The sequence below is a fragment of the Pseudomonadota bacterium genome, assembly GCA_027624955.1.
Lineage (GTDB): Bacteria > Pseudomonadota > Alphaproteobacteria > UBA828 > UBA828 > PTKB01.
On the sequence record JAQBTG010000016.1, the window covers coordinates 65478 to 82081 of the forward strand.

Here is a 16604-nt window from a genome sequence, read left to right on the forward strand (position 1 = left end):
TCAAGATTCAGTCACGCCCGCCTACCAGCGGATTTCGAAACGCCGCCGCAGATAGACTGCAAGCGCATTCATGATGATGAGGAAGGCAAGCAGGACGAGAATTGCGGCGGACATTTTTTCGGTGAATCCGCGTTCCGGACTATCTGCCCACAGAAAAATTTGTACGGGAAGGGCGGTTGCTGAATCGAATGGCGCCGAGGGGATATCAACGATGAATGCGACCATGCCGATCATCAGGAGTGGTGCCGTTTCGCCGAGCGCGCGGGCCATGCCGATAATCGTCCCGGTCATGATCCCCGGCATCGCCAGCGGCAGCACATGATGCGACACCACTTGCAGCGGCGAGGCGCCGACGCCGTGCGCGGCTTCGCGAATGGAAGGCGGTACCGCGGAAAGTGCGGCGCGCGTGGCGATGATGATGGTGGGCAGCGTCATCAGCATCAGCGTTAGTCCGCCGACGATAGCGGTCGAGCGTGGCAGCTCGAAAAGCTGAATGAAAATAACCAATCCGAGCAAGCCGAAGACGATCGAGGGCACGGCGGCCAAATTGTTGATGTTGACCTCGACAAAATCTGTGAGGCTGTTCTTGGGCGCAAACTCCTGCAGATAGATCGCCGCGGCGACGCCGAGGGGAAAGGCCAGAACGAGGGTAATCAACAAGGTCCAAAACGATCCGGCCAGCGCGCCGCCGATGCCGGCCAATTCCGGCTCGCGCGAATCCGAGCCGGTAAAAAACCGGCCGTTGAACACAGTGCGCAAATCTTCGGCCGCCTCGAAGCGGTCGAGCCAGCCAAGCTGGCGGTCGTCGAGGCGGCGTTCCGCTTCCGGCACAGCACGCGGCAGGCTGCCCTTGGTTATCATGTCGACATCGCTGGAGGCGGTCAGCCAGATTTTCTGCACCGTCCCCACCAGCTCGGGGTCGCGCTCGATCATGCCGCGCAATTCAAAGCGCGCACCCTTGCTCATCAAACCGATCAACTGACGCCTCTCGGCGCGTTCAACGACTTCGGGGAATGCTTTGAACAGGGCATTGCGTATGATCTTGCCGTATTTTCCATCGGCCAGATCGCCCTTTTGGTTGGTGCCGCTGGGATCGATCAATGCGGATTCGAGAGCGACCTCAAGCCTGATTTCCGTTTTGACGAAAGCGGGATAGCCGCGCGCGATGACCGAGCCAATGAGCACCACCAAAACGCCGAGCGCGAGGACAATAGCCAGGATGCCGAGCACCTTCATCCGGCGTTCCCGGCGGTAGCGCTTTTTCAGCCGTCGCTTGCTGAATTCCGAAACCTGCCAGCCCGCGCCCGTCATTCGTACTGCTCGCGATATTTGCGCGCGATATAAAGCGCCAGGACATTGAGCGCCAAAGTGGCGAGAAAGAGTGCCAGACCAAGCGCGAAGGCGGCCAGGGTTTTGGCACTATCGAATTCCTGATCGCCGACCAGAAGGGTGACCATTTGTGCGGTCACCGTGGTCACAGCGTCGAGCGGATTGGCCGTGAGCTTGGCCGCGAGGCCCGCCGCCATGACGACGATCATGGTTTCACCGATGGCGCGGCTGATGGCCAGCAAACAGGCCGCGACGATACCCGGCAGCGCCGCCGGCAGGATCACTTTCAGCACGGTTTCCGCGCGGGTTGCTCCCATCGCAAGTGAGCCTTCCCGCAGCGCGCGCGGCACCGCGACGATGGCGTCATCGCTCAGCGAAGAAATGAACGGAATGATCATGATGCCCATCACCGCGCCAGCCGCGAGCGCGCTCTCGGACGCGACATCCAGGCCGAGATAGGCGCCGGCGCCGCGCAATGCAGGGGCGACCGTCAGCGCGGCGAAAAAGCCGTACACCACGGTCGGTACGCCGGCCAGGATTTCAAGCATCGGCTTGATCGTGTTGCGAACCCGAGGGTTGGCGAACTCGGCCATATAGATTGCCGAAAACAGCCCGATCGGCAGGGCGACCAACATCGCGATCAAAGTAATCAACAACGTGCCGGTAAAGAGCGGTACCGCGCCGAAAGCGCCCGAACTACCGACCTGATCGTTGCGGATGGCAGTTTGCGGGCTCCATTCAAGACCGAACAGGAAATCGCCCACCGGCACGATGGAAAAGAAGCGGATCGATTCGAACAGCACCGAGAGGATGATGCCGACCGTCGTCACGACGGCGACGAAGGAAGCCAGGATCAGGGCGCCGCGCACCACGCGTTCGACCTTGTGGCGGGCGCGAAAGGCCGGCGCGACGTGGCGCCACGACCAGCCCAGCCCGACTACGGCCAGAGCGAGGCCGCCGCCCAGCATGGCGGCGCGGGCGGTCGTGCGCATCGCGCTGTAGCGCTCGGCCGCAGCTACCAGCGCGGGATCGGCCTCGCGGCTTACCGCGTCGCCGGCCGCCAGATTGCGGATATCGTTCAGCAAAAGGCCGAGCATGTCGGTGGATTGCGCGGTTAACTCTGGGCCGAGATAGGAGATCAGCAGGGCTTCAAGGATGCGCTCTTCGAACAGCAGCCAAAACAGCAATATGATGAGCGACGGCAGCGCGCACCAAAGAGCGACATACCAGCCGTGATAGCTCGGCATGGAATGCGGGCGAATTGCTTGTTTGCCAGCGGTGCCAAGCAATCTCCGCCGTGCCAGAAAATAGCCGAACGCGGCGATCGCGCCGAGCGCGATGAGAAGAATGAGTAGCTGCACGCGCTTGCGGCCTCCGCTCGCGCCCATGAATCAATACGCCGTCGCGCCGCCTGAATCATGTCGGCAGCGCTATCGGACAGGCGAGACATACTCCGCCAATGTTACGGTTTTATGACGGCGGCTTTGCAGAGCGATTTAGAACTCTGGCGAACTACTCGGCGTGGATCGTGAATTCGCCGTCTGCGCCGGAGAACAGACCCGGGCCGGGCTCCATTTCATCGGCGGGATCCTGCCATTTGCTGGTATGCAGCGGCTTGCCGCCACAGGCGGAAACAGCGAGCATAACGGTGACCAGCAACACGGCGGCAGATTTTAAGTGGCCACAACGGAGAAATGGATGGGCGCGGCGCATAGCGTCTCTCCCGCTAAAATTTCATCAGGGCGCCAACGCCGCCGATGGTGATATCCTCGGTTTGCACGGCGGGGATATCGGCCTCAAACATGCCGACGGTGGCATAAAACTGGGTGCTGAGCTTGTCGATTTTTTGTACAGCGGCGATGCTGTAGAACGTGCCTTCGCGATTGCTCCCGCCGGCATTTTCCGTTTCGGCATAATCGATGCTGACGGCAGTGCCGCCAATTTCCGTCAGTTCAAAGTCATGGCCGAGTTTGACGTACCAGAATTGCTCATCGTCGCGGCCCGCCGCTTCCAGGTCCTCAACGGAATAGCTGCCGGTCAGGCTGGTGCCGAACGGCGCCTTGACCGAGCCGGAAAAGCCAAGGCCGGTTTTTTGAGCTGTTGGTGAGGCATCCCAGTAGCTGGTGGCAAGAGCCACTTCATAGCCATCGAATTCGCGGCCATAACGCGCCGCGACATCCCATTCATCGCCGTCGACCCAGGAGGTCGAAAGCTTGACGCCGGCGAATGTCGGGCTGTCATAACGTACCCGGTCATCTCGGCTCAGGCCGTCCTGGGTGTCGAACAGATCATCTACCGTCACGCCCGACGACGTGCCCCCGGTGCCTGAGAGACGGAATAACAAGGAACTGCCGAGACTGGAGAAGCCGGAACTTGAGATTGCCCCAGTGCCGGACAAATCCACTTCTACCGAACCGTCGGAGGCGGTCGATCCCTGGCCTAAATAGAGCTTGCCCAACTTGGCGTTGTTAAACCACAGCTCGAGTTTGCGCTCGGTGAAGCTGTTGCTGGCGATAACAGAGGTATTTTGGTCAATCGTGACGTCGGCGGTCGAGTTTGATGCGAACTCCGCCTCGATCAGCATGCCGGCGGTCCAATCCTCGTCCATTTTGGTCTTGCCGGCAAAGCGCAAGCGGGTCGACGCCATGTCATTGTCGGCCTGAAACCAGCGCGCCTGATTGCCGTCGTCGGCATAGAAAACCATGCGGCTGAGCTGGCCGGATATGCTGAGAGAGGTGTTTGCCTGTCCAGACGTGACGGTCGGGCCCGCAGCGTAAGATTCGGCCTTAACCGCGGCGACCGCTTGCTCGTTCTGATGCACATCGTCGCGTAGTTCTTGCAGATCGCGGGCCAGGCTTTCGATCTGGTTTTTTAGTGCGGCGTTTTCCGCTTTGATATCGGATAGGTCGTCCGCGGCGGCGGGGGCCGCCAATATAAGTGGCGCGCTGATGATAGCTGCGCTCATCAGAAGCCCGGCGCGGGCGATCCGGCGGGTATGCGTTTGGTTTATCTTCAATCGCTCAATCATTGGTGTGTTCCAATTGCCTTGTTTTGCCGGGGTGCTGCTTAAACTTGCTCGCGTCAGCCATCTCACTCGAATATCAGTTTGCTTGCGTTTGGAAAGCTGACCGTTTCGGAGCCGCTCAACAGTTTGTTTGTGCATTTATATTGCCGTTTGCCGTGAGGCATCTTGCCACGGTTTGGTTAACTTCCTATGAGCGGGATGTTGCCGTTGCGTAACAGAGCTTTGTTTCGAGCATCCAAATGTTATTGCGAATGATTATCGTTTGCAACACCTGATTTTGGAAATCGGATCAGTCTTGTTGTGGTGTGCGCGCGGTGTGCGGGAAGCGGAGCGTGAAGATGCTGCCTTTTCCCGTCTCCGATTCGATTGCCAGCGTTGCGCGGTGGCGGCTGGCGACATGTTTGACGATGGCGAGCCCGAGGCCGGTGCCGCCAAGCTCGCGCGAACGCGCGGTATCGACGCGATAGAAACGTTCGGTCAGACGCGGCAAGTGCTGGCGTGCTATGCCGTCGCCCTCATCGGCGATCGACACCAGGATATCGCCGGCTTGTGAAGCGCCGCTGGTGGCGGCGCCTTGGTCCGATGCTTCGTGCCACGCGCGGATGCGCACAGTGCCGCCTTCGCCGCCATATTTGATCGCGTTGTCGACAAGGTTTTGAAAGAGCTGCGTCAGTTCGCCGGCATCGCCGGTTAAGGGCGGAAGGCCCGCCGCGATATCTTGTTCGATGGTTGCTGCGCGCGCGGCGGCGCGAAATTCGAGATTTGTGGCAACAGTAGCGAGCACTGCCGGTAGGTCCACGCGATCCGTCGGCGGCGTCTGCTCGTTCATCTCGATGCGCGAGAGCGAGAGTAAATCCTCCACCAGCCGCGTCATGCGTTCAGCATGCTGGGCCATGATGGCGAGGAAGCGCCCGCGCGCCTCGGCATCGTCCTTGGCGGGCCCGCTCAGGGTTTCGATGAAGCCGCTCAATGTCGCGAGCGGCGTACGAATTTCATGGCTCGCGTTGGCGACGAAATCGGCGCGCATTTGATCGGCGCGGCGCACTGCCGTCATATCGACCAGCGCTAGCACGATCGCGGTGCCGTCCGCCGCATGCTCCTTGAGCGGCTCGATCCGGGCGGAAAAATGACGTCGCACTGGCGCCTGTAAGGTAAAGGCGGCATCTTGTCCGGCGCCCGTGCGCTCCGCCTCTTCCAGCGCTGCGACGACGTCAGGGTTGCGCAGCACGGCCGACATGTCGCGTCCCGCAAGTTCGCCGCCGAGCAAATTCTCCGAGGCTCGGTTGGCGCGCACCACTTTGTGCCCCTCGTTTAGCAGCAACACCGGACCGGGCAGCGCGTCCAAGGCACGTTCCATGCCGTCCACGTCGCTTCTAAGGCGCGCCGTGCGCTGCCCAATTTCACGTTCGGCGCGCTGCCCGGACTGAGTCAATTCGCGGCCGATGCGCGTTCGCGCGCTTGCCGCGGTGACTGCACCGCCGCGCACCAATTGCTCCAATTGGTTTTTTACCTGGAGCAAATCGCCGAGCAGCCAATGAATGGCGGCGGCGCTGATCAAAGTCAGGCCGAGCCAGGTCAGTGCGGCGACACCCGGCGCCAGCAGGCCGAGCGCGGCGAGCACGATAAAGCCGAGCGCCAGGGGAGCCGCGGCAATGCTCACCGCGCGCAGCCATCGGCCTAAGGGTACGTCTCGCCAAACCATAGCGCTTTCCCGGTCTTACGATGTTTTGTTTACGGCCGTGCAGCGCGCGGCAATTTATGCTCTGGCCCAGGGACGCCCAGGGTCGCCCAGGCCTTAACGCAAAGTGTTTCGACAATCCTCCCCTGTGTTACCGTCTCGTGCAATGGACAAGAAAGCGACAATATCCGGGCCAGACGAACTGCCGGCAACGACGCCGATGATGGCGCAATATTTGGCGATCAAGCGCGACCATCCTGAGACCCTGCTGTTCTATCGCATGGGTGATTTCTACGAGCTGTTCTTCGATGATGCGGTGCAGGCGTCAGCGGCGCTCAGCATCGCCCTCACACAGCGCGGCAAACATGCTGGCCAGGACATACCGATGTGCGGCGTACCGGTGCGGGCCGCTGACGGCTATCTCGAAAAGCTCATTCATGCCGGCTTCAAGGTGGCGGTGTGTGAACAGACCGAAGATCCGGCGGCGGCGAAAAAGCGCGGCGCCAAGGCGGTGGTGGCGCGCGAGGTTGAGCGGCTCGTCACCCCTGGCACGCTCACCGAGGATTCGCTTCTCGATGCGCGCGCATCAAACTATCTGGTCGCTTTGGGTCGGGCGGAAGGGCAGTGGGCGGTGGCGTGGTGCGACATGTCGACGGGCGAGTTCCGCGTTATGAATTGTGCGCCGGCAGGACTGCCAGCCGCGTTCGCCCAACTCGCGCCGGGCGAGATACTGATTTCCGAAACGATGCTGGAGACACCGGAGCTGTTCGAGCTTTTTGCTGCATGGAAGGCCGCCCTCTCGCCGCAGCCGGCGCGTCTGTTCGACAGCCTGGCCGGCGAGCGCCGCCTGTGCGCGCTCTACAATGTGGCTGCACTCGACGGCTTCGGTGAGTTTGGTCGTGCGGAACTGGCGGCGGCGGGTGCGATTGTCGAATATGTCAGCATCACGCAAAAGGGCAAGCTGCCGCGTCTCGCCGCTTTGAGCGCGGTATCCGAAGACGCGAGCATGGCCATCGATGCCTCCACCCGGCGCAATTTGGAACTGACACATGCGCTCACCGGGGGGCGCAAGGGCTCGCTTCTTTCGGTCATCGACCGCACCGTTTCGGGCCTTGGCGCCCGTCTTCTGCATGCCCGCCTGGCCGCACCGCTCACCGCTCCGGATGCGATCGCGCGGCGCTTCGACCAGGTCGATGTTTTCGTCACCGGCACAGCGGCGCGTGAGGCCATGCGCAGTGCCCTCAGAGCGTTTCCCGATATCGAACGCGCACTCTCGCGTCTCACCATCGGGCGCGGCGGTCCGCGCGATCTGGCGGCAGTGCGTGATGGGCTTGCCCTCGCGCCGCGCCTGCGCGCCATTCTTGATAAGCCTGGCGAATTGGCGGTGTCCGGCGAAACGATGGCCGCTCTGGGCGCTCTCGGCGCCATGACTGAGGGCCTCGGGCAGCATGATGTTCTCGCCGCGCGCTTGGCCAAGGCGCTGGTGCCGACGCCGCCCTTGTTCGTCCGCGACGGCGGTTTTATCGCTGCCGGATATAGCACGCCGCTCGACGAAATCGTCACCCTGCGTGATGAAAGTCGGCGCCTGATCGCCAATATGGAAGCGCGCTACCGGGCTGAAACCGATGTCCAAAGCCTCAAGATCAAGCACAACAATGTGCTCGGCTATTTTGTCGATGTCAGCGAACGCAATGCAGTCAAGCTCGGCGACGGGTTCATCCATCGCCAGACATTGGCAAGTGCGGTGCGGTTCACCACGGTCGAACTGGGCGAGCTTGAAAATAAAATAAACAATGCGGCGCAGAAAGCGCTCGAGCTGGAATTGCAGTTGTTCGACCAACTGCTCGGTGAGGTCACCGCGCGGGCTGAAGATATCGCACGCCTGGCGCGCGCCGCCGCGGTTCTCGATGTCGCCTCGGGCTTGGCGCAATTGGCGGTCGAGCGAAATTATAGCCGCCCCGTGGTGGACAGCAGCCAGGATTTCGATATCCGCGGCGGGCGTCATGCCGTAGTCGAGGCGCTGGTCGAGCGCGAGCAAAAATATGTGCCCAACGATTGCGACCTCGGGCCGGAGCGTCATCTGTGGCTCGTCACCGGTCCCAACATGGCGGGGAAAAGCACATTTCTCAGGCAAAACGCACTGATCGCCGTGCTTGCGCAGATGGGTTCTTTCGTGCCTGCCGAGCGCGCTCATATCGGTGTTGTCGACCGCTTGTTCAGCCGCGTCGGCGCGGCGGACGATTTGGCGCGCGGGCGCTCAACCTTCATGGTGGAAATGATCGAGACGGCGGCGATCCTCAATCTCGCCGGGCCCAAGGCGCTGGTAATTCTCGATGAGATCGGGCGCGGCACCGCCACCTTCGACGGCCTCTCCATCGCCTGGGCCGCGGTTGAGCATCTCCATGAAGTCAACAAATGCCGCACCCTGTTTGCCACCCATTATCACGAGTTGACCGCGCTCGCGCCGAAGCTCGACCGGCTCTCCTGCAACACCATGCGGGTCAAGGAGTGGCAGGACGATGTGGTGTTCCTGCATGAGGTTATCAGCGGCGCCGCCGATCGCTCCTATGGCATTCACGTGGCGCGCCTGGCCGGCCTGCCCGAAGCGGTGCTGAGCCGTGCCGAAGAAATCCTGGCGACGCTGGAAAAGGGCGAGCAAAGCGGTGCCGTGGCGCGCTTAGCGGAAGATTTACCGTTGTTCGCTGTTCCTCGGCCGCGCTCCGGGACACGTGCCGCGGGGAAGGGCTCGGCGGACGAACTGCGCGCTGCGCTGTTCACAACGGACGTTGATTCACTCAGCCCGCGTGCTGCACTCGAACTTGTTTATCGCCTGCGTGCGATGCTGCCAGACGAATGAAGTTTCTTGAGGTCAGCCGGAGCAAATCATGATATTTGAGCGCCCATGTCGTTGATCTTTTGCAGCCGGACGGACGATCCAGACGAGTGGCGCGCCGCCTTTGCCGAGGCCTTGCCGGATCTCGAATTTCGAATCTGGCCCGATGTCGGGGAGGTGCGCGAGGTCGAAGTCGCGCTGGTATGGGATCCCATGCAGGAGCAGTTGCTGCGCTTTCCCAATTTAAAGCTGATCGCCTCACTTGGCGCTGGCGTCGATCATTTGCTCGCCGCCACGACCTTGCCCGACGGCGTGCCGATGACGCGCATGGTCGACGGTAATCTGACCCAGGGCATGCGCGAATATGTTTTGTTGCATACGCTTTTCTGCCACCGCCAGGTGTCCGCCTACAAGGCACAGCAACAACAACAGGTCTGGCGGCCGCTCGGCCAGCCGTTTGCGCAGGAACGGTGCGTTGGCATCATGGGCCTCGGCGTTCTCGGCGCCGCCGCGGCCGAGGCACTTCAACATATCGGTTTTGCTGTCCGCAGCTGGAGCCGGCGTGAGAAACGCCTGCCGGGTGTGGAGAGTTTCGCCGGTCTCGGGCGCCTGGACGAATTCCTCGCGGGATGCGAAATCTTAGTTTGCCTTTTACCGCTGACACCGGATACCGAAGGCATCATCAACCGCCGGACATTGAGCGCCTTGCCGCAAGGGGCATGCCTGATCAACGGCGCGCGCGGCGGCCTCGTGGTCGAGGCGGATTTGATCGCCGCTCTCGAATCAGGCCGCCTTGGACAGGCCGTGCTCGACGTCACGCGGGCGGAGCCTCTGCCTGCCGATGATCCGTTGTGGCGAGTGCCCAACATCACCGTCACGCCGCATATCGCGTCGGTGACCAATGCCAGATCCGGTGCGCGCTTGGTAGCGGACAATGTGCGCCGCATTCGCGCTGGCGAGGTGCCGCACCATCTGGTCGACCCCAAGGCTGGCTATTGAGTGAGGCCGAGCTATGCGACCGGGAAATTTAGCTCGACGAGAACGTCATCCGGATTTTTGATGAAGAGTTGCCGGAGGCCCAATTTGGGCACGGTTTGGCTCTTGCTGGCGAATCCGAGCGCTGCAATGGCGGCGCAGGTCTTGTCATAATCTTCCGCGTCATAGGTAAAGGCGACATGGTCGACCGCGCCTGAGCCGGCTGCGGGCTGAGTGGCCCCGGAATAGCCAACAAAGTCATCGGTCGGATTGCCGGCGCCGACGAGATGGATGACTGGCACCTCTCCGGCATAGAGCCAATAGCCGGGAAATCCGAACGGCGGGCGCTGGCCGTCCCGAAGGCCGACAATGTTGACATAGAAATCCCGCGTTGCTTCTAGGTCGCGCGGGCGGATGGTGACGTGGTCGAGCGAATGTAATGCCATGCTGTTGACTCCGGCGTTATCAACTGGCGTCAGTTTGCTTTCTCAAGCCGCTTTGAGGCGCTCGTCCACCTCTCCCAATATTACATCGAACACGGTCATCGCCCAGGCGATTTCCTCTGCCGTGATCGAGAGCGGCGGGCCGATCAAAATAAAGTGGTCGCTGACGCGCACTTCGAGGCCGAGCTCGAGCACCCGGCGTTTGATCCAGGCAATACTCTCGTCATGGCCGAACGACGCCGACAACGGCTCGCGCGTGACGCCATCGGATACCAGTTCGATGCATGCCAGCAGGCCGAGGTTGCGGACGTCGCTTATAACGTCATGTTTCGCTTTTAATTTTTCTAGACCGTCGCGGAGGACCACGCCCATCGCCGCGGCATTCTCGATCAGGCCGTCTTCTTCATAGGCCTCGAGCGTTGCCACCGCGGCGGCGCAGGCGATTGGGTTGGCAGTTTGCGTCGAGCCCACCGGGATCCAGTTGTCGTCGAAATGGCGCGCGATGTGATCGCGCATCATCACCACGCCCATCGGCACATAACCCGATGTTATGCCCTTGGCGCTGGTGATCATGTCGGGCACGACACCCCAGTGATCCATGGCAAACCATTTGCCGGTGCGGCCAAAGCCGGTGATCACTTCGTCGGCGATTAAGAGAATGCCGTAGCGGTCACAAATCTCGCGTAGCATCGGGAAATATTCCGGCGGTGGGGCGATGCCGCCTGCGGCGGCAGTCATCGGCTCGGCGAGCAGTGCAGCGATTTGCCCCGGCCCCTCGCGCTGAATCACTTCCTCAACGCTCGCAGCGCAGTGCACGCCGCATCCCGGATAAGTCAGTTTGAAGCTGCAGCGGTGGCAATAAGGATCGAAAATGCGCACCACATTAGGCTGCTCATAGCCTGCCGCGATGCGTCTTGGGTCGCCGCTCGCCGATAGCGCGCCGCTGGTGGTGCCGTGATAGGAGCGGTAGCGGGTCATGATTTTGCGCCGCCCCGTCACCAGGCGGGCGATGGTTATGGCGATCTCGTTGGCTTCGCTGCCACTGTCGGTAAAGAACGCGGTGGAGATGTCGCCGGGTGCGATTTCGGCCAGTTTGGCGCCCAGCTTTTCGCGCGCATCGGTTGTGAAGTGCGGCCCGATATAGCACAGACGCGCCGCCTGTTCCTGTATGGCCTTCACCACTTTGGGATGGCCATGGCCGAGGTTGACGTTGACCAATTGGGAAGAAAAATCGAGGTATTTGCGACCGTCGGAATCGTAAATATAGGCGCCTTCGCCGCGCTCAATTCGGGTTACCGGATGGACCGCATTTTGGGCCGCCCAGGGAATCAGGTCGTAGCGTCTGTTGGAGCCCTGCATTTTCTTTTCTCCCGATTTGCTTTGCCTGCTGCGCAGCCTATGATTTATCAGCCACTCTGCATAGGCTGGAAGAAAAATGGAGACAGGCATGCGAAATTCTCGTTTTCCGCAGTTGTCCAGGAGCTGGAAAGATATCGAAACCGAGATGACGGCAGCGCGCGAGAGCGATATGCCGTGGCGCGATGCGCATAGTTTTAAGCCGGCCTATTTTGGCGGTGAGGATGTGCTCGAAGTCGCCAACAGCGCGCTGAATATGTACCTCGCCGAGAACGCTATATTCTCGCGCACCGCGTACCGCAGCCTGGGACAATATGAATCGGATGTTGTCGACATGATGCTGTCGCTTCTGAACGCGCCGGAGGGTGCCGGCGGCAGTGTCAGCAGCGGCGGCACCGAGAGCATCATGATGAGCGTGAAGACGGCGCGCGAATGGGCGCGCGAAACCCGCCCGGTGGACGGGACGCCTGAATTGATTATTCCCCACACCGCCCACCCGGCATTCGACAAAGCCGGCCATATGCTGGGCGTCAAGGTCGTGCGCATGGCTGAAAGTCCGGAATGGCGCGCCGATGTGGCGGCCATGGCGGATGCGGTCAACGACGCCACGATCATGATCATGGGCTCCGCCCCGCCGTATCCCTACGGCGAGACCGATCCGATCGAGGAGATCGCTGCCATCGCCCGGGGGCATGGTCTTTGGATGCATGTCGATGGCTGCATCGGCGGCTGCATTCTGCCGTTCATGCGCCGCCTCGGCGAACCTATGCCAGATTTCGATTTCGCGGTTCCGGGGGTGATGTCGATGTCGGTCGATTTACACAAATTCGGTTATGCCAACAAGGGCGTCTCCTTGGTGCTGCTGCGCGACGCCGAACTCGAGCGTTACCAGCGCACATCATATGGCGATTGGCCGGCCGGCGTGTACAGCACAGCCAATATCACCGGCTCACGCTCGGGTGGGCCGCTGGCGTCGGCGTGGGCGGTGATGAACTATCTCGGTGAGGAAGGCTATCTCCGGGTGTTCGCCGGCCAGCGCGATATCAAGCAGCAACTGATGAGGGGAATCGAAGAAATAGAGGGGCTCGAGATCATCGCCAGCCCACATGCCCTGCATTTCTTTTTTAGCTCAAAGCTGTTCGATATATTTGCCGTCGAGACGGGAATGGCTGAGAAGGGCTGGTCGGCCGTTCGTGCCGAGCAGCCCAATTCAATCATGCTGTGGGTGAACGTATCGCACCAGAACATGGTCGAGGAATATTTGGCCGACTTGCAAATTGTGGTCGAGGAAGTTCGCGCCGGGCGATTGGTGGCCGCGGAAAACGCCGTCGTCTATGTCACCTAAAAAGCTCGCCGCAGATAATCCCTAACCGGATCTTCAGGCGGAAAGTCCGAGGCGATGCTTAAAGGGCCAGTCCAGCTTGGGCGGCGGTATCGGTCCAATTTTGCCCGGCGGCGGCGATACAGCTCATGCCGTTGGTCAACGTCACCAGGATTGTCCAACTGCCGGCAGTGCTGACGTAAAGTTCGACGACGCTTTTCTGGTTCTTGCCGAGGCCGAGGCCGACGACTTTTTCGTTGAACATCTTGCCCAACTGATCGATGGCGGTTTTGTGGGGCACGCAGGAATTCGGTTGCCCCCGGGTCTGCGCAGATTGACTGGCAGGTTGCTCTTCGGCGCTTGCGCTAAGGGGCAGGCCGGATAGGGCGGCAGCTACAATAAAGGCGGATAAAAGTTTCACGGTACTTCTCCTTCCGTTTAGGTCGTAGCGTTTCGCCTACGATCCCAACCGGCTTCATTCTCACTTCGATCCCAACATTGTTGTTCATCAATGACGCTATTACGCCTAACTTCGATCCTGCGCCTGAACTTGGAAAGAATTGGTTAACGCGTCGGAAGTGCGGCCGAACTGTGTTGCGAACTTCAATAACGCTTTGTTTTAGTTAAATTAATATGGACCTAGAGGAGATATGATGCTGACGGTCTGGGGAAGAACCAACTCCATCAATGTGCAAAAAGTTATGTGGACGGTGGCCGAATTGGGCTTAGCACATGAGCGCATCGATGCCGGACGCCAATTTGGCGGGCTGGATACGCCGGAATTTCTCGCTCTGAATCCCAATGGCCGCGTACCGGCCATCGTGGATGACGGCACTGTGGTTTGGGAATCGAATGCCGTGGTGCGCTATCTCGCGGCAAAATATAGTGCCGGCGATCTGTGGCCGGAGGATGCCGCCGCGCGCGCCCAAGCGGATCAATGGATGGATTGGATGACCACCACCATCGCGCCGCTGATAAATCCAGTCTTTGTTGGCCTTGTCCGTACCCCACCGGAAGAGCGCGACACCGACGGCATCGCTGCCGCCGCCGCAGTCTTGGCCGATGCCTGGCGTATCTTGGACGCCCATTTGGCTGACAAGCCCTATGCGGCGGGCGCGGCGCTGAGCATGGCCGATATTCCGATCGGCTGCGCGTGTTTTCGGTATTACGCACTCGACATTGTGCATCCTGATATGCCTCATCTTAAGGCGTGGCATGCGCGACTGCAGGCTCGCGACGCGTTCCGCGAGCATGTCATGATTGCGCTCAGTTAGTTTCCGTATGGGATCGCCATGAAAGTTTTCACCACTCTGCCGCAAGACGATTTGAAAAAGGTGCCAGCCGCCGCCGCGGCGGCCGAGGACGCCGGCTATGACGGTTTGATGACAATGGAGAACCGTCACGACCCGTTTTTGCCGCTCGCCGTGGCCGCGACGGCGACGCGGCGCATCTCATTGTTGACCGGCGTCGCTATCGCCTTTCCGCGCAGCCCGATGGTGATCGCCAATCTGGGTTGGGATCTGCAATCCGCCTCGGATGGCCGATTTGTCCTCGGGCTGGGCAGTCAGGTGCGCGGCCATAACGAGCGCCGCTTTTCGGTGGCGTGGAGCGCGCCAGCGCCACGGCTGCGTGAATATATCGCGGCGCTCCGTGCCATTTGGCGGTGTTGGCGAGACGGCGAGAAGCTCGCGTTCGAGGGCACACATTACAATTTTTCTCTGATGACCCCTGCCTTCGTGCCTGAGGCCATTTCCGCCGCGCCGCCGGCGGTCACCATCGGTGCCGTCGGGCCGGCCATGTTGCGGGTCGCCGCCGAGATGTGCGACGGCGTGCGACTGCATCCGTTTTGCACCCGGCGCTATCAGGAGAATATCGTTCTGCCGTTGATCGCGGCGGGGCTGGAGAAGCGCGGGCGGACGCGCGCCGGCTATGAGATAACCGGCGGTGGCTTTATCGCCACCGGCGGCGATGACGAAGCGGTCGCCGAGAAGATCAAATGGGTGCGGCAACGGGTCGCTTTCTACGGTTCCACCCGCGCCTATTGGCCGGTGCTGCAACAGCATGGGCTGGAAGATCTCGGCCATAAACTTCACGCGATGGTCAAAGCCGGCAAGTGGCAGGAAGTGGCGGATGAAATCAGCGACGACGTGTTGGCGTTATTCACCGTGATCGGCCGTCATGATGAGATAGCCGGTGCGGTCGCTGAACGATTTGCCGGCCTGTCGGATGCCGTTTACGCCAGTACCGCGCCTGAATTGGGCTCCGACATGCCGCCCGGCCTCATCGCGGACATTCAACGCATCCCGACCAGCTTTCGTGAGTTTGCCGCCGACGGCACTTAATCGTAAAGAAAATTGCGAAGAAAATCATAGTGTTGTGCGTGATAACTATTACAGACTGTGGCCTGCCTGGGATGCCATCCTGTCCGGGTGGAAAGCAATAAGCGGTCAAATTCCATGCGCATTCCGGCAAAACTGAAGAAATGGATGTTGCATGCCGCCCTCGGCTGGGCGGCTGCGGCGCTGTTGCTCAGCGCCTGGACAAGCACAGCGTCCCTCGCAGCCGGTCCCTATCCCGAACTGTTCGGCACGCGCGAAATCGTCAGCCAAAATCTCAAGGCGTTTCCCAAATGGCGCGGCATGCTGAAGCGTTATTTCAAGGCGACGGAAATACCCGAGGGCAGCTGCGACGCGCGGACCTTCAACACATGCCATCTCGAAGCCTGGCAGGCATTTCTCGATTCAACCCGCCACCTGTCGTCGACATCGCGCCGCCAACAGATTGAAACGGTCAACCGCTATCTCAATGGCGTGCGCTACATCAGCGATATCCGCAACTGGAATGTCGAAGATTACTGGGCCACGCCGCAGCAATTCTTCATTCATGACGGCGATTGCGAGGACTTCGCCATCAGCAAATATATGTCGTTGCGCGCCCTTGGCTACACCGTTGAGGAATTGCGCATCGTGGTGGTGGAAGACCTAAACCTTAAAGTCGGCCACGCCATTCTCGCGGTATATTTGGGCGGCGAGAGCTATATTCTCGACAATCAGTTACGCCGCGTGGTCGAACATTCGGTCATTCGCCACTACAAGCCGTTTTACTCGATGAACGAAAATTCCTGGTGGCTGCACAAGGGCTTCCGCGGCTGATCCGAAGGGTTGTGCTGGTTTTCTGCGCCGGGCGTTGACGAGCCATGCGTAACAGAAGGACACTCGTCGGCGAAATCGCAGGGTTAGTCCAAGCGCTGAGGAGCACCGATTCCATGGCAAAAGCTATCGTCCCAAAGATCGCCAACACATCGAACCCTGAAGAGGTTCACGCGCAGCTCAAGGAAACGGGCTGCTGCATCATCGAGAATCTCGTGCCCGCATCACACATGGAGTGGATGCTCGAAGAGCTCGACCCGTGGTTCGACAAGATCCCGAACGGAAGCGACGTATATACTGGCTTCAAGACGCAGCGATTCTCGGCGCTGGTGGCCAAGTCGAAGGCCTACGGCGAACTGGTGATGAACCCGACCATGGTGGAGACCGCCAATCTAATTCTGGGCGATCGCTGCGACCACATCCAGTTGGGCTGCTCCCACGGGGTTCGCATCGGGCCGGGTGAAGCGGCTCAATGGCTGCACCGCGACGACAATC

15 protein-coding genes are annotated in these 16604 nt (G+C 60.5%); 7 read left to right on the forward strand and 8 right to left on the reverse strand.

What is annotated here, in order from left to right; all coding sequences use genetic code 11:
- Window positions 1–21: 21 nt before the first annotated feature.
- The 5 genes from pstA to O3A94_08320 all read right to left on the reverse strand — a co-directional run bounded on the left by pstA (window position 22) and on the right by O3A94_08320 (window position 6056).
- Window positions 22–1311: a phosphate ABC transporter permease PstA gene (gene pstA / locus O3A94_08300; GenBank protein ID MDA1356255.1), complete on the reverse strand. Its 1290-nt coding sequence runs from the start codon at window positions 1309–1311 to the stop codon at window positions 22–24.
- Window positions 1308–2717, reverse strand: a complete 1410-nt coding sequence (gene pstC, locus O3A94_08305; GenBank protein MDA1356256.1) for a phosphate ABC transporter permease subunit PstC — start codon at window positions 2715–2717, stop codon at window positions 1308–1310. Before pstC ends, pstA begins: the two co-directional genes overlap by 4 nt.
- A gap of 124 nt (window positions 2718–2841) precedes the next feature.
- Window positions 2842–3042, reverse strand: a complete 201-nt coding sequence (locus tag O3A94_08310) for a hypothetical protein (protein ID MDA1356257.1) — start codon at window positions 3040–3042, stop codon at window positions 2842–2844.
- Between the two features lie 13 nt (window positions 3043–3055).
- A complete protein-coding gene (locus tag O3A94_08315) occupies window positions 3056–4357 on the reverse strand; it encodes a porin (GenBank protein MDA1356258.1) in 1302 nt (433 codons plus the stop codon).
- Window positions 4358–4643: 286 nt separating this feature from the next.
- The gene (locus O3A94_08320) at window positions 4644–6056 is read right to left on the reverse strand and encodes an ATP-binding protein (protein MDA1356259.1); all 1413 of its coding nucleotides are present in this window, start codon (window positions 6054–6056) and stop codon (window positions 4644–4646) included.
- Window positions 6057–6198: 142 nt separating this feature from the next.
- Here O3A94_08320 and mutS point away from each other — a divergent pair, with 142 nt between their 5' ends.
- The gene (mutS, locus tag O3A94_08325; GenBank protein MDA1356260.1) at window positions 6199–8889 is read left to right on the forward strand and encodes a DNA mismatch repair protein MutS; all 2691 of its coding nucleotides are present in this window, start codon (window positions 6199–6201) and stop codon (window positions 8887–8889) included.
- Between the two features lie 45 nt (window positions 8890–8934).
- Entirely contained in the window at window positions 8935–9864 is a 930-nt protein-coding gene (locus O3A94_08330) for a glyoxylate/hydroxypyruvate reductase A (GenBank protein MDA1356261.1), read from the forward strand.
- An 11-nt stretch (window positions 9865–9875) separates the two neighbouring features.
- Here the strand turns inward: O3A94_08330 and O3A94_08335 are convergent, their stop codons facing one another.
- Window positions 9876–10286, reverse strand: coding sequence for a VOC family protein (locus tag O3A94_08335; GenBank protein MDA1356262.1), 411 nt, complete (start codon window positions 10284–10286; stop codon window positions 9876–9878).
- A gap of 42 nt (window positions 10287–10328) precedes the next feature.
- Complete coding sequence (locus O3A94_08340) at window positions 10329–11732, reverse strand: aminotransferase class III-fold pyridoxal phosphate-dependent enzyme (protein MDA1356263.1); 1404 nt, start codon at window positions 11730–11732, stop codon at window positions 10329–10331.
- Here O3A94_08340 and O3A94_08345 point away from each other — a divergent pair.
- Window positions 11731–12984 (forward strand): aminotransferase class V-fold PLP-dependent enzyme, encoded by a 1254-nt coding sequence (locus O3A94_08345; protein MDA1356264.1) that lies wholly within the window; start codon window positions 11731–11733, stop codon window positions 12982–12984. The two genes, O3A94_08340 and O3A94_08345, sit on opposite strands and share 2 nt — an antisense overlap.
- Window positions 12985–13042: 58 nt before the next feature.
- Here O3A94_08345 and O3A94_08350 read toward each other — a convergent pair whose 3' ends face one another.
- Window positions 13043–13381 carry a hypothetical protein gene (locus O3A94_08350; GenBank protein ID MDA1356265.1) on the reverse strand — a complete coding sequence of 113 codons (339 nt, stop codon included), beginning with the start codon at window positions 13379–13381 and terminating at the stop codon, window positions 13043–13045.
- Window positions 13382–13613: 232 nt separating this feature from the next.
- Between O3A94_08350 and O3A94_08355 the strand changes: the two genes are divergently transcribed.
- From O3A94_08355 to O3A94_08370, 4 genes are all read left to right on the forward strand, one after another.
- Window positions 13614–14234, forward strand: coding sequence for a glutathione S-transferase N-terminal domain-containing protein (locus O3A94_08355; GenBank protein MDA1356266.1), 621 nt, complete (start codon window positions 13614–13616; stop codon window positions 14232–14234).
- Window positions 14235–14252: 18 nt separating this feature from the next.
- Window positions 14253–15302 (forward strand): TIGR03617 family F420-dependent LLM class oxidoreductase, encoded by a 1050-nt coding sequence (locus tag O3A94_08360; protein ID MDA1356267.1) that lies wholly within the window; start codon window positions 14253–14255, stop codon window positions 15300–15302.
- 114 nt (window positions 15303–15416) lie between these two features.
- Window positions 15417–16112: a transglutaminase-like cysteine peptidase gene (locus O3A94_08365; GenBank protein MDA1356268.1), complete on the forward strand. Its 696-nt coding sequence runs from the start codon at window positions 15417–15419 to the stop codon at window positions 16110–16112.
- A gap of 113 nt (window positions 16113–16225) precedes the next feature.
- Window positions 16226–16604: hypothetical protein (locus O3A94_08370; protein MDA1356269.1), on the forward strand; the 379-nt coding region annotated here is incomplete at its 3' end.